We start from the raw sequence: 13732 nt of genomic DNA, 5'->3' as shown, positions 1-13732 counted from the left end.
TTGTTGTCCTTATTATATTGCCTGACGTTGTTATTTTTCCGCCTTTTCGATGGCGGTACGAATGTCTTCCGGAGCCAGATTGGCGCGAAGAAAATCCGCGGAAGCTGGGGTGTCGATCACCAGTCGCGATACTTTGCCAATCTGGAGGAATCCTGACGAAATGCTGTAATCCTGAATATGGCCACCTCCCTGGCGGTCATCGGTAATAAAATGTTCGTGATAGCCGGGCACATTGATTCCCGTGGTGTATTTGGGACTACGAAATCCAGCCACGACCCCTTGTTTTTGAGCGAAACGGAAGGTGGGCTGCTCTTTGACCACCTCAAGCATGGGTCGGTAAGGCCGGGTCTGTTTAGGCACGGTGCGGGTGCGGACAAAGTCGAAGATGCCATCAATGCGGATCGCGCAGAACAGATTATCGCTCGGAACCATGTCGTCGATCAGTTCGTGCACGGCGTCGCGGGACATATGTGATGTCAGTGGCAGTTCGATATCCGGTTTGAAAAATGTCATGACCGCAAACGGGGTTTTCTGCGCCATATCTGCCGGGTTGGCTGAACCATCGGATTTGAGTTGAAAGACTTCTTTGTCAAAAGCAATCAGCTCACCATCGAGCTGATTAAATGTACCCAAACCAAAATCGCCGTGCTCCAGCAATTGCTCTATGGTTGTTGAGCCTTCGTAAACGCCGGCGATCAGGGCGCTCATCAACGAGGTCTGATAAATCTCACCATCACCAGTAACGTGATGGTATTCGGCAAATTCTTTCGCTACATCGAGCGAACAAGCACACAGAGGGTTGTAGAATCCACGCATGAGTTAAACCAATTATGCAATGAAGTGTATATTTAGATTGACTTCCTCCGGGTGCTAAATCCAATATAAAAAAGATTTATTTTGATATGGAAAAAATATGGAATTCCGTTACCTGAAGTATTTCGTCGCGGTTGCCCAGACGCGCCATTTTACAAGGGCTGCCGAACAGCTTGGCATCGCTCAGCCGCCACTCAGTCAACAGATCAAAAAGTTGGAACATGAATTGGGTGTGGATCTGTTTAAACGCTTGTCCAGAGGGGTAGAGCTCACTCGCGCTGGGGAGGTGTTTTATACCGATGCGGTGAATATTCTCGCTGACGCGGAGCGGGCCAAAGCGAAAGTCAGGCAGATTGCGCGCGGCGAAAATACGGAAGTGAAAGTCGGCTTTGCCACCTCAACATCGACTTGTATTCCTGTTCTGGAAAGGATGGGGCGAATTCAGGGCGATGGCATCAACTTGCAGGCCGCTGAACTGCCCATGCCGGAGTTGGCCACTCAGTTAAAGAACAAACAGCTGGATCTCGCGATCATGCGTTTGCCTTGTTATGCCAGCGAGCCTTTTGAACGCAAACGGCTGTTTGATGATCCGTTTGTTGCTGTGATTCCAGCCGGTCATCCATTGGCGCAGTTTAAACGTATCCAAATGACACAGCTCAGAGAGCAGAAAATCTTATTGTTTCCGCGTGAAACCGGACCAGCCTTGTTTGATGGCATGAACACGCTGCTTGCAGACGCCGGAATACGGCTTGAGCGTCAGTTTGCCGCGCCGCAACTGCGCACCACGATTGCGATGGCTCAGGCGGGGCTGGGGATTGCGATTGTGCCGCGCTCACTGGCCGAACATCTGGACAACGCGGCGGCGGTAGCGGAGATAGAGGACATGCCAATGACCAGTCGGATTGTGGTGGCCTGGGAGGGATCTAACCTCAATAAACAGGCGTTAAAAGTGGTCGCTAAAATCACTCAGGCTGAGTCTGAACAATAACGTCGGCATATTTTTAATCGGACATGTAAACCATGTTCTATTCTATTTAATAGCGCTTAATGTCATTAGCTTAAATATGGATTTTCGCAACAATGAAATTAACAACCCGTTTTATGTGATGTTCCATCAATAGATACGGTCTGTATGCTTACATCATCGCCCCTGCGTTATACTCTGGCAGAAACAGCGCGAAAGTATGGTCAATTGGAGTGACGGAATGAAGCCCTTAAATTTGCAAAATGTTGATACGGAATTGGACTCTCACGTGCTGTCCCAAGTGTTTGAGCATATTGATACGGCCGTCATTATTGCCACGCTTCAACGTGAAATCGTCTGTATTAACAGTGCAGCCAAAAAGCTGTTTGGTTTCCAAGAAGGTGAGGTTATCGGGGCGAGCACGCGCATTCTGTATGCCACGGATGATGAATATGAGACCTTGGGTTTATCACGTTATAACGTTGAGGCTGAATGTATTAGTGATTCGTATATTGCAGACTACAAAACAAAAGGCGGACGAATATTTCAGGGTCAGACTTCTGGTGGCGTTATTAAAAACTTCTCGGGCGAGAATCTTTTTTATATTGCGATGATCAAAGATGAATCTTCTCGATTATCCGCAGAAGAAACACTGAATAAGCTGCATGAAATTACCTCATCGAGACAATTAAGTTTTGAACAGCGCGTTGATGAGATTTTGAAATTAGGGACAGAGCACTTTGGTTTGCCGATCGGTATCTTCAGCAAAATTGACGGCAACGATTACATTGTGCAGCGTGCCGTGCATCCGGATGATGCGCTAGAGGCTGGCATGACATTCGAGCTTGATGCGACCTATTGCAGTCACGTGTATAACGCCGATGACGTTCAGGGTTTTCATCACGTCTCAGACAGCGAAGTTGCTACCCATCCGTGTTTTAAGAACTTTGGTCTGGAAGCGTACCTTGGCGCGCCGATTTTTGTTGATGAAAAGCGGTATGGTACGCTGAATTTTTCCAGTCCGGAACCGACCCGTCCGTTTATTCGTCAGGATATTGAGCTAATCCGTTTATTTGCCGAGTGGGTCGGGCATGAAGTCGCACGTAACAATGATTTGCTGGCGTTGGAAAATGCACACGTTCAAATGGAAAGTATGGCCAACACGGACGCACTGACTGGACTGGCAAATCGAGGTTGCATGGAGCGCATCCTGCTTGAACAGATTCGCATTGCACAAAATCAACGTACCGAGGCCGTGGTCGCTCTGCTCGATCTCGATCATTTTAAAGCGATCAACGACAGCTACGGCCACCGTACCGGAGACGAGGCGTTGAGAGAATTCGCGCTACTGGCGTCCAAGCTGTGTCGCAAAGAGGATTTCTGTGCCCGCTGGGGGGGCGAAGAATTTCTGATCATTTTGCCGCGCACGGGTTTGGAAGGCGGGCGCAGTCTTCTGGCTCGATTACAACGCGAACTGCGTGATGTGAGTGTGACGCATGAAGACTCGGAAGTGAACTTTACCGTGAGTGTCGGGGCAACGGTGATTCGTCAGCAAGACAGCCCGAACGAGTTACTGACCAGAGCCGACGAGCTACTCTACAAAGCCAAACACAAAGGACGCAACCGAATTGAAACAGGCTGAGCTTACGGCAATCACCATCTGCGCTGACGCGATGGTGCCACTTTTAGTGATTGACTTTTATCCGGCGGTATCTTAACTTTGCCGCAGAATGTTTTTATAGATAACTCTCTACCATGATTTATATCCTGTTCAAGAACTTCGTGAGAAGGCTGAGCTCCGCGCAAATACACGATGAAGTGTTGCTCGGAGCCTGAAAAACCAAATCTTCATCAGATGTTGTAATGCGTGAACAGCGCAGGGTAGCTGACATCTGAAAGTAATGGTTAGAGAGGTAGGCCGGTAATGCTTTATCACCGGCCTTTTTTGTGTCTGAAAATCAGAGACATCAATATCGTACAGATTCCAGGGGCCGGTACTTGTTACCGGCCCCTTTTTTATGGTTTAAAAACATGAGTTTATTAGTTATCAAACACCTAGGCTTTCAGGTGGAAGACAAGGTTTTATATCAACACGCCGATTTCGCTCTCCATCGTGGTGAGCATCTGGGTGTCACCGGACCAAATGGTGCGGGTAAAAGTACCTTGTTCAAGCTATTACGAGGTGAGTATCTGCCGGATCACGGTGACATCCTTTGGCAGCAGGGTGTGAAAGTTGGCTACCTCGATCAGCACCTTGAGATTGATCCCTCGCTGTCAGTATTCGACTTTATGGCGACCGCTTATGCGCCTTTACTGGCTGCGGATCGCGAGCTGAATCGCCTCTATGCGCAAATGTCATCAGCGGTGTCCGATGCAACACTGAATCGCGCGGCAGAGCTGCAATCGCTGTTGGAAGAAGGGGGCTTCTACCGCCTGACTCATCGTGTTGAACAGGTGGCGGCGGGGCTGGGCATTCTGCCACTTGGAATGACTACACACATGAGTGGTTTGAGTGGCGGTCAGCGCCATAAAGTGATTTTGGCTAAACTGCTTCTGGAAGAGCCGGATGTGTTACTGCTAGATGAGCCGACCAACTTTCTCGATACGGATCACGTGACTTGGCTGGCGGAGTTTCTCAATCAATATTCAGGTACGTTTATGGTGGTATCGCATGACACGGCATTTCTGAATCGGATTGCCAATGGCATATGCGACATTGACCATCAACAGATCCGAAAATACAAAGGCGGCTACGCAAAAGCGATGGCGCAGAAGGAGCAGGAGACGCTCAACCAGCTTAAGCAATATCAGTCCCAACAACAGAAAATCGACAAGCTTGAAGCCTACATCAGCAAAAACGGTGCGGGTGTGAACGCCAAGATAGCCAACGGCCGCAAAAAGCAGTTGGCGAAAATTGAGCGGGTGAACAAGCCGCAGCAAAAGAGTCAACCAGAGTTTGGTTTTTCTCACGCGCCTCTGAGTGCCCAGACGGTTCTGACCGCAACTCGGCTTGAGATAGGCTATCAACATGCCTTGTTACCGGCGATGAATCTCGATATTCAGCGCGGCGAAAAGCTGGCGATTGTTGGCTTTAACGGTTTGGGTAAGTCGACACTGCTGAAAACGCTGATCGGTCAGCTCAATCCTCTTGCCGGGGACATTCGACAGGCCAACGGCATTCAGTGGGGGTATTTTTCTCAGGACTTACACTGGGATTACCCGGACAGTACTCCCATGCAGGTGATGCGAGCATCGTGTCGCCAGTTGAATGACAAAAGTGCGCGTCAGAAGCTGGCGGAGTTTGGCATCAGCGGCAGTAAATCCTTGCAGCCGCTGCGCAGTTTGAGTGGCGGTGAGCAGACCAAGGTAAAGTTGTCGTGTCTGGCGGTCAGTAAATCAAACGTGTTGGTGCTTGACGAACCGACCACCCATTTGGATGTCGACGTAAAAGCGGCGTTAAAACGGGCGTTGTGTACCTACGCTGGCACGGTGATCGTGGTATCGCACGAGCCGGACTTTCTGGCCGACTGGCCGGATAAAGTGATTGATATGGCAAAGATGGAGATGTGTGATGCCAAATAAAATGTTACCCGCGCTGTTGTTCCTGATTGCGTTCTTGGTGGGGGCGGATGAGCTGTTGCTTGGCCCGATTTTGCAACCCATCGGACAGGATTTGGGCGTGCCAGCAGAACGGATCACGTTGTTTATCACTGCCTACAGCTTGGCGATTGCGTTTATCGCCCCGTACTTTGGTCGCTTATCAGACCAATGGGGAAGGCTGCGCATCATGTTGCCAGCTTGTGTGTTGTTCGGTCTTTCTTCGATCGCTACTGGTCTGGTTGGCCAATTCGATGTGGGTTTACTGACGCGGGTGATGACTGGCTTAGCCAGTGCCGGCATGTTGCCGATCGCGTTTGCATTGGCCGGTGATCAACCGGGTGATAAAGCGATGAAGCACATTACTCTGGTTCAGGCAGGTCTGACTTTGGGAATGATTACCAGCCCGGCTATCGGGGCTTTTTTGACAGAGTGGCTGTCCTGGCGCGCAGCGTTTATCGTGTTAGGTGCAGCGGCACTGATGGTGGCGGCATTGCTCGCTGCCCAGGGCGGTGCGCATTACGCCAAAAACAAAACGGCTAAACCGGAGCAACCTGCCATGGCGCAACTGCTACGGATTCCGGGCGCCCGCGGAGCGCTTCTGGCAATGGGGCTTGGCCTTGGTGGGGGGATCGGCGTCTTCAATCTGGTGGGACAGCGCTTACGTGATGCCACTGAACTGGACATTGCACTGGTTGGCTTAACGTACGCGGTACTTGGTGGTGTCAGTGTGATGGGCAATATGGTGATGTCGCGAGCCATTCGACGCTTGGGCAGCGGCCGTGCTGTGATGCGAGCTGCACTGGTGGTCTGCCTGCTGTGCAGCGCCTGGGTGTTCGGTGCATCCGCAACGGATGTGTTGATGTTTTTGCCGGTGCTATTTTTCTGGTCTCTGGCCGGGGGAATCGGCTCGCCGGCGCTGCAAAGCCACATTGCGCAGCTGTCAGATTCGCATCGCGGCACTTTGATGGCGCTGGGCATGAGTATGATGCATTTGGGCGTTGCGATCTGGTCCGGTCTGGCGGGTTTTGCTTACTCACTGGGAGCCGTCTGGCTTGCCGTGTTGGCGGTGGGTTTGTTTGCCGCTGCGATTGCCGCCCTAAAACCAATCCCCGTCAGTGAGGCTGATTGATTGCTCTAAACCAAAGCCGTCGTTTGGGCGGTTTTGGTCGTTGCTCAGTTGCAATCTGTTACAGCATTTAGGATTTTTCTGACTTGATTACTGCCTTGGTCGCATCTACGGTGTCAGGTATATTCGTTGTGGTTATCGCTCACGAAAACATTGGTCGTAGCCCCGGTATCACATACAATGGGTTGCTTACTGTTGAAGCGAAGTACGAGTTTCGCGGATAAGTGAGTGACACTGCGCAACAGATGGGTTTCAATCACGCTTTCTTAACGAGTCAGATACAGTCAAAGATAGTGTGGCTTTTGTTTCCGCATGTGTATGTTATGAAAATCATATGTACGGTTTTTGAAGAGTCTCCAGTTCGGAGCGGAGTTTTTTATGTTGCAGTCCTTTGAAAATTGGCTCAGTCAATACAACATTCAACTGTCGCAGTTGATTCAAATCGGTGAAGCGCTTGGACTCATTCTGCTCATCGCTATCATCATCCACCTGGTGTTGCACCGTGGTGTGGTGGCCTGGCTGAAACGCAGTGCAGACAAGTCTCAGGCCGTGTGGCGACATGAACTGTTCAGCGGCAACTTATTCAGTCGGGTAGCGCTGCTGATACAAGGGATTGTGATCGGCATTCAGGCCAATCTGTGGCTGTCCGAGGAGAGTGCAATCCGCGAGATGTTGCTGACGATTGTCGCGCTGTGGGTTGTGTTGTACGCGATGTTGTCGCTGTTCTCGCTGCTCAATGTGGTCGATGTGCTGGTAAACCGCACCCAGGTTGGGCGCAATATGCCGACCCGAGGCATCATTCAGAGCGTCAAAATCATCGTTTTTGTGATTGCGGCATTGCTGTTTACCTCCATCCTGATAGGCAAATCCCCGGTGATTCTGTTGAGTGGTCTGGGTGCCATGACAGCGGTCGTGATGTTGGTGTTTAAAGATCCCATTCTTGGTTTGGTTGCGGGTGTGCAGCTGTCCGCCAACAAAATGCTGAGTGTAGGTGATTGGTTGGAGATGCCGAAATACGGCGCGGATGGTGATGTGATCGACATCAGCCTGACCACAGTGAAAGTGCAGAACTGGGATAAGACCATCACAACGATTCCGACTTACGCACTGATCTCTGACTCGTTCAAAAACTGGAAAGGGATGACTGACTCCGGCGGCCGACGCATCAAGCGTAGCGTGATGATTGATGCGACCAGCGTACATTTTCTCAGTGATGAGGAAGTTGCCGATCTGACGAAAGCGCAACTTCTGGAACCGTACATCAAAAACAAAGTTGAAGAGATCACGCTCTATAATGAACAGCACAACGTCGATGACACCAGCACCATCAATGGTCGTCGTCTGACCAACCTGGGCAGTTTCCGCGCGTATCTTGAGCGCTACCTGCGTGCGCATCCGGAAATTCATAAGAATATGACGCTGATGGTTCGCCAGCTTGCGCCATCGCATGACGGTATCTCAATGGAGATCTACTGCTTTACCACCACAACGGCGTGGGTTGAATACGAGCGTATTCAGTCGGACATTTTTGACCACCTGTACGCGGTGATGCCAGAGTTTAACTTGCGTGTTGCGCAGGCGCCGACGGGCAGTGACTTCCGCCAATGGCATCAGGAACGGCCAAAGCCAAACCCACTGGCACAAGTGAGTAACGGATAAAGTAAGAAGCTCCCGCAAGGGAGCTTTTTTTACGCTTGTTGATAATCCTGATCGTGAGTTATTACTTTGAAGGTATGATGTTGATAGAGCCAGATCGCAACACTGCAACTGAAAAGAGTCAGTAACGTCGCCGCCGCCGCGCCATCAATGCCATATCGAGGGATCAGCACAAGGTTGAGTGCAGCGTCCAGACCTATGCCAGTCAAACCAATCCACACGACGTTTCTGCCACGTTTTACGTATTGCAGCCAGGTGGACGAAAAAGCCGCCAGCCCCCAAACAGCATACGCGCCACACAGAAGAGTAAGTGCCTGATTGGCTGCCAGGTATTCCTCACCAAACATTCCGAGCAGAGTATGTCGCAAGGCGAGCAGCACGACAAATAACCCGCCGAGTACCCAGAAAATCAGTTTTTGTGCTTGATGGTAAACGGCCATGCTCTGTTTACTGCCTTCATGAACCGCAATCCCAAGCAGCGGCAGAAACAACCCTGCGATTGTCGTCTGTGCCACCGGCAGAATATGAGCGATCGTCGCAGCGGCGCCAAAATGGCCGACTTCATGCTCTTCGGCCAACCATTCGAGCATGAACAGATCAATTTGATTCAGCGCCACGGTGACCAGCACGGCGGCCATCATGGGAAGCGATTGTTTGAGTAGCTCACGGTGGTTGGTTGGGTGTTTCGCCGCCGCCGATGACACAGAAATCAAAGCCAGTTGACGCAGCTTGAACCACTGCCAACTCACCAGAATTAACACGGCTAACGCGCCACAGGTGATGACTTGCCACAGTGCCAGTGAGCCGAATAGCCAGAAAATCGTAACGATCATGGCGGTTTTCATCAGAGGCAGCGCGACGCGCCATGGCAGGTTGGAGAGGATCAAGAACTTACCGGATTGCAACACTCGGCTGAACAGAGCCGCGGCCGCGATCAGCGGCAATACAAACGACATCAAGACTAAGGGGTGGTGTTGGTCCGAACCGCTGACAAACAGGTGCAGATAACTGCCCGCGTAAGTGACAATGATCAACACAACGGACAGCAGTGTGGCTGTTTTCAGATAAAACCGAACAAACGACCACACCGGACGATTGTTGCCCTGATCTAACGTGGCCGATAACATTTTCGGTGCCACACGATCGCCACCCAGCAAAATCACCATTGACGCCAGCACCGCGTAGGCGTACGCCACTTTATAGTCGCCGTACTCATGGCTGGTTAAACGTCCACTCAGTGTCAGGTTAAACAGATAATCAGCCAGAAAGCTGACCGGAATGGCCGCGAGCAAAATGACACCATTAATGCCAAGCTTGATTGAGGGTTTGGATTCGACCGTCACAGTAGTTCTCTGATTTGATTGAGATAATTCATCTAATGATAACAGGATAGGAGAGTGGAGGGACGAGGTTACGCAGTGGCATCAACGATATATTGTGATAGGCCTCAGACTCTATTGTTGAATACCTCTCTAGAATGGATGTTAGAGAGGTATCTAATGTGGCTCCTTTCACCAGCGTAATACCGGTGATGCGTTAGTCTGAGTGACAACGCTGTGTTGTCCAAAAATGAGTTCTGCAATATCTTGATTTTGATAGGTTGGCGTGCCAATTGCGGCATTTGTATTAACTTTGCTGGGATAGCACGTAATAATATTCAAGGAACCGTCGGCCCGATGACCAAGAATTACAGCAATATGGTCAATGTCTGCTGTATTTCTAATAATCTGTCCTGTCGTTGGGTAAAAGCCGTTATCGTGTCTGCGGGGTAAGCTTGTGTCGACCTCTAATGTCCGTTCAATCATTTTTGTCGGGACAGTAGGATCGAATTTTCTTACAGCAGTGACAGCGGTTTTTGAAAAAATGGCTACTGTTTTTTTTTCCGCTGGAAGGACATGATCTTCGAGATACTCTATGACAGTTTTTCCGGCATCTGACATTAAGGCCGCTGTAAGATACATGACCATAGCTTCACTATCGGGAAACATTGTATGAACGGGAGAAGCTCGGACTGAAGGGGTTTTGTCGTATGTTGTTTCGGTTTTAAGTCTTAGTTGACCATTCTTTATGAGGTAGTGACCCGGTTGGTTTCCTTTCGGAAGGGTAGAAAAATCGGTTCCTGAAGGTAATGTTACCCACGTTGGGGACCCCATTACACCGCTTGGGAATCGCATGGCATATGTAATGGTATTCGTAGACCGAATAATTTCAGGTAGATCGGGAAGACCAGTACGATTAGCGTAACTTAAGTCGGTAGCGAGTCGGTTTGGGTCTTGATAAACGCCAGGAAAGATATTTAACCCTCCTTTTGCGCCTTTCGAGTAGGTGTACAACCCTAAATGACGTTCATGACTCTGAGGGTAAAGATGCGAATCTTCTTCTTCCCAATGCTTTTTCTTCATCTTGGCCCAAAATACCGCACTTGGAGTGTTGTTATAAGGCAGTGGAGTCACCTTGAAGCCTTCTCTTGTATGCATGTGCGCGTGAGATTCGTTTGTTGAGGTTGGTTGGTCCATCAAAATAGATAGGACCTCACTACAAGTTAAATTTCTGTCTTTTATTCGAGTGCGAAGCAGACTCAATCTCATAATTTATTACTCCAGCCTTGGATAGTAATAAACTAGGAGATCTTTGAGATTACTCAACGCAAAAATATTTAGATTCTCTGTTCGATACAATATTTACTTGAATAGTTTGGGTTTACTTCGATTCGCCTTGAGTTACTGCTCTCACGCATAGATAATTGACTTACCAAAGCATGAACCGTATACAATCATCAGAGCCAATCCCCCACATGAGGCGTTATTGTTACGTTGACTCCCACATCACATCGCATTTTTCTTTCACGGCGGCGCTGAGCAGTTCGATAAGAGGTAAAGCCCGATGGTTGACACTGATGGCTGGCTCGGCATCTTCATCCGAATCATTCTCGGGTTCTGCGTTGGCAGCTTTACGTTTTTCTACCTCTACCGCGGCTTTGAGCTGCTCCAGTGCCTGAGGGACATCGTTCGCCAGAATGGCGCCGGGTACGGTTTCACTGTGTCCCATCAGTTTTAGCATCTGCAAGCCCACATCACCAAACATCGTAATGTTTGCATATGCCTTACAGCGAAAGGTAATTAACATAGTGAATCCTCTTAAAGTGGACCAATCAGGCTTAGCAGCTAAGCTGCAACACTCTGATTCGCGTTGATAATCTCTATAAACCATAGCACAGCCATGTTTACTGAACATACGATAATGTCACATCAACATCCGCTGATGGCCTGAAATGTTCGGTGTGTTCATTTTGGCCCAAAAGTACTGTTTTTCGTCACAAAGCAGACTGTCAGCAACATCGCGCATTCCGCATACTGCTCCCACATCAGGCAATCGCGCCTGTAACGAAAACACGTGAGGAGAACGAGAATGAAAAAAACAGCAGTTTGCAGTGCACTGGCACTTTCAATGGCAACGGCCTCGGCCGCCGCGGAATCTACGAATGCCACGTCAGCGCCCACGATCCGGACGATGACTCAGGCTCAAGCGCCGACAGAACTCCATGCAGGTTCCACCGCGGTGCTGGTGATTGACTTTCAGAACGAATATTACACGGGGCGTATGCCTATTCCGAATGGCAAGGAAGCACTAAAAAAAGCCAAGCAGGTGGTTGGTTTTGCGCATCAGAACAAGATGCCCGTCTATTTTGTGCGTCATGTGGGGGCTGCTGACGGTCCATTGTTTGCCGAAGGAAGTGTGAACGCGGAGTTCCATCAGGATCTGCAACCGTTGGATACCGATTTTGTCATCAACAAAGCAACCCCAAGCTCATTTGTTGGCACCAACCTGGACCAGCAGTTGAAAGAGAAGGGGATTAAAACTTTGATCATTACCGGCCTGATGACTCACATGTGTGTGTCTACAACGGCCCGTGATGCCGTGCCGATGGGCTACGAAGTGATTATCGCGGAAGACGCCACGGCTACTCGTGATTTGGCTAACTGGGATGGAAGCGTGGTTGATCACATCACTTTGCAACGCGCTGCCATCGCAGGTGTGGCCGACGTGTTTGCTGATATTAAGACCACGCAAGCAATCGTAGACATGCCAGTGATACGATAACGAACTGCATGCGTAACACCGCCAGCTGATACCAAAATGGGTATTAGCTGGTATCTTTGAATGAAACGACGCAAAAGGAATACTAGGCAGATGATACATGCAGTGAGCAAGCCCGAATCAGGCCACCTTTCAAAAGTGACGATTGGTATCGTGGTTTTTGATGGCATTATTCCTTTTCATTTGTCGGTGCCGTACGAAGTGTTTGAAAAAGTCTTAAATGTCGATGGAACGCCCGCTTGTGAGATCACGATCTGCGCGGCGAAGCCTGGGGTGCTAAAAACCAGTGCCGGGTTTTCGATGATCGTCGAAGAGGGGCTAGCAGCGATGAGTTCAAAAGACATCATCATCGTGCCAAGCTGGGACGACCCCGCACATCAACCAGAAGCGTGTATTCTTGACGCCCTGCAACAAGCTCATGCCAGAGGGGCCCGTATCATAGGTTTGTGCATGGGGGCGTTTGTGGTCGCGGCGGCTGGATTACTTGATGGCCGAACAGCGACCACGCATTGGCGCTGGGCACAATGTTTTCGTGATCGTTATAAACAAGTATCGGTTGATGAGAAGGTGCTTTACATCGACAACGGCGACGTTGTTACCTCCGCGGGTACCGCTGCCAGCATTGACTGTTGCCTGCACATCGTGCGTCAGATCTGGGGTTCACAGACGGCCAATGCGGTCGCTCGGCATCTTGTGGTACCGCCACATCGACAAGGTGGTCAGGCGCAATATATTGATGTGCCCGTTCCGGCTGTGAACCAGCGTGAGCCGTTATCCGCCATAATGGAGTGGGCGATTGAAAACCTTTCCATGCCGCTTACGGTCGACGTTATGGCAGAAAAAGCATGTATGAGCAGGCGCCACTTCACACGCCGCTTCCAACAAGCCACGGGTAGCAGCTTCTCGCAATGGTTAGTCAATCAACGTCTGATGGCCGCGAAGCACTATTTAGAAACCACAGATCAAGCCATAGACCGCATTGCCGAACAAGCGGGTTTTGCTTCGGCCACGTCGTTAAGACGACATTTCCGACAGCAATTTGATATCTCGCCGGCAAGTTATCGGCAGGTGTTTAGGGGAGGACGTGGTAAGTAAAGTTCTGTCTAGAGGTGTTGCGGTCATAACAAAAGGTCACGGCGTCACTTCCGGAGCAGATGGATACAGAAAAGGCAGAAACTTTTGAACTCTTCTGCCTAGCATAGAGATGGAAGGACTGCCTAGAACGTTTTTGGACATAAACGAGCTAGGAAAATTGAACATTAGTTAATTGATGCATAACTACAGGTATGGAACATCGCTAAACTTATAAACACTGTAACTACCAACTGACTTTATGAAACTTTTAACCTTTCGACTGCTTTATTTGCGCATTCAACAACTGATCCAACTTATATTCAATTGAATATAATTTTCTATAGTGTGGATACTGCTCCTTTAGAAAGTATTCCATATCCCAATAGTTTTTTAAAGAATTT

The 13732-nt window shown here is 49.6% G+C and carries 11 protein-coding genes and 1 pseudogene; 8 read left to right on the top strand and 4 right to left on the bottom strand.

What is annotated here, in order from left to right; all coding sequences use genetic code 11:
* Positions 1 to 30: 30 nt before the first annotated feature.
* On the bottom strand, positions 31 to 816 hold the full coding sequence (budA, locus tag CAG64_RS03410; RefSeq protein WP_161457665.1) for an acetolactate decarboxylase: 786 nt from the start codon (positions 814 to 816) through the stop codon (positions 31 to 33).
* A 97-nt stretch (positions 817 to 913) separates the two neighbouring features.
* On the opposite strand from budA, the gene CAG64_RS03405 reads away from it, so the two are divergent.
* The 6 genes and pseudogenes from CAG64_RS03405 (at position 914) to CAG64_RS03385 (ending at position 8162) form a co-directional block, all read left to right on the top strand.
* Entirely contained in the window at positions 914 to 1801 is an 888-nt protein-coding gene (locus CAG64_RS03405; RefSeq protein ID WP_021703484.1) for a LysR family transcriptional regulator, read from the top strand.
* A 217-nt stretch (positions 1802 to 2018) separates the two neighbouring features.
* Complete coding sequence (locus CAG64_RS03400; protein ID WP_161448914.1) at positions 2019 to 3419, top strand: sensor domain-containing diguanylate cyclase; 1401 nt, start codon at positions 2019 to 2021, stop codon at positions 3417 to 3419.
* A gap of 389 nt (positions 3420 to 3808) precedes the next feature.
* Positions 3809 to 4360: pseudogene (locus CAG64_RS24055) on the top strand (ATP-binding cassette domain-containing protein); the annotation flags it as partial.
* A gap of 75 nt (positions 4361 to 4435) precedes the next feature.
* Positions 4436 to 5359, top strand: a complete 924-nt coding sequence (locus CAG64_RS24050; RefSeq protein ID WP_443086600.1) for an ATP-binding cassette domain-containing protein — start codon at positions 4436 to 4438, stop codon at positions 5357 to 5359.
* Positions 5349 to 6506, top strand: coding sequence for an MFS transporter (locus CAG64_RS03390; protein ID WP_237668283.1), 1158 nt, complete (start codon positions 5349 to 5351; stop codon positions 6504 to 6506). The genes CAG64_RS24050 and CAG64_RS03390 overlap by 11 nt, the downstream gene beginning before the upstream one ends.
* A gap of 375 nt (positions 6507 to 6881) precedes the next feature.
* Positions 6882 to 8162, top strand: coding sequence for a mechanosensitive ion channel family protein (locus CAG64_RS03385; RefSeq protein WP_161454128.1), 1281 nt, complete (start codon positions 6882 to 6884; stop codon positions 8160 to 8162).
* A 29-nt stretch (positions 8163 to 8191) separates the two neighbouring features.
* On the opposite strand, the gene CAG64_RS03380 is transcribed toward CAG64_RS03385, so the two are convergent.
* The 3 genes from CAG64_RS03380 to CAG64_RS03370 all read right to left on the bottom strand — a co-directional run bounded on the left by CAG64_RS03380 (position 8192) and on the right by CAG64_RS03370 (position 11285).
* Positions 8192 to 9502 (bottom strand): oligosaccharide flippase family protein, encoded by a 1311-nt coding sequence (locus CAG64_RS03380; RefSeq protein ID WP_161489047.1) that lies wholly within the window; start codon positions 9500 to 9502, stop codon positions 8192 to 8194.
* Between the two features lie 168 nt (positions 9503 to 9670).
* On the bottom strand, positions 9671 to 10636 hold the full coding sequence (locus CAG64_RS03375) for a hypothetical protein (protein ID WP_161489048.1): 966 nt from the start codon (positions 10634 to 10636) through the stop codon (positions 9671 to 9673).
* A gap of 331 nt (positions 10637 to 10967) precedes the next feature.
* On the bottom strand, positions 10968 to 11285 hold the full coding sequence (locus CAG64_RS03370) for a DUF1840 domain-containing protein (RefSeq protein ID WP_021703478.1): 318 nt from the start codon (positions 11283 to 11285) through the stop codon (positions 10968 to 10970).
* A gap of 282 nt (positions 11286 to 11567) precedes the next feature.
* Here CAG64_RS03370 and CAG64_RS03365 point away from each other — a divergent pair, with 282 nt between their 5' ends.
* Positions 11568 to 12260 (top strand): cysteine hydrolase family protein, encoded by a 693-nt coding sequence (locus tag CAG64_RS03365; protein WP_040902113.1) that lies wholly within the window; start codon positions 11568 to 11570, stop codon positions 12258 to 12260.
* Positions 12261 to 12350: 90 nt separating this feature from the next.
* Positions 12351 to 13352, top strand: a complete 1002-nt coding sequence (locus tag CAG64_RS03360; protein WP_161489049.1) for a GlxA family transcriptional regulator — start codon at positions 12351 to 12353, stop codon at positions 13350 to 13352.
* Positions 13353 to 13732: the final 380 nt, after the last annotated feature.

Source organism: Vibrio sp. V38_P2S17PM301 (assembly GCF_009904845.1).
GTDB classification, from domain to species: Bacteria; Pseudomonadota; Gammaproteobacteria; order Enterobacterales; family Vibrionaceae; genus Vibrio; species Vibrio proteolyticus.
Note: the sequence above shows the minus strand (reverse complement) of the source record. Positions and strands in the feature narration are given on the sequence as shown.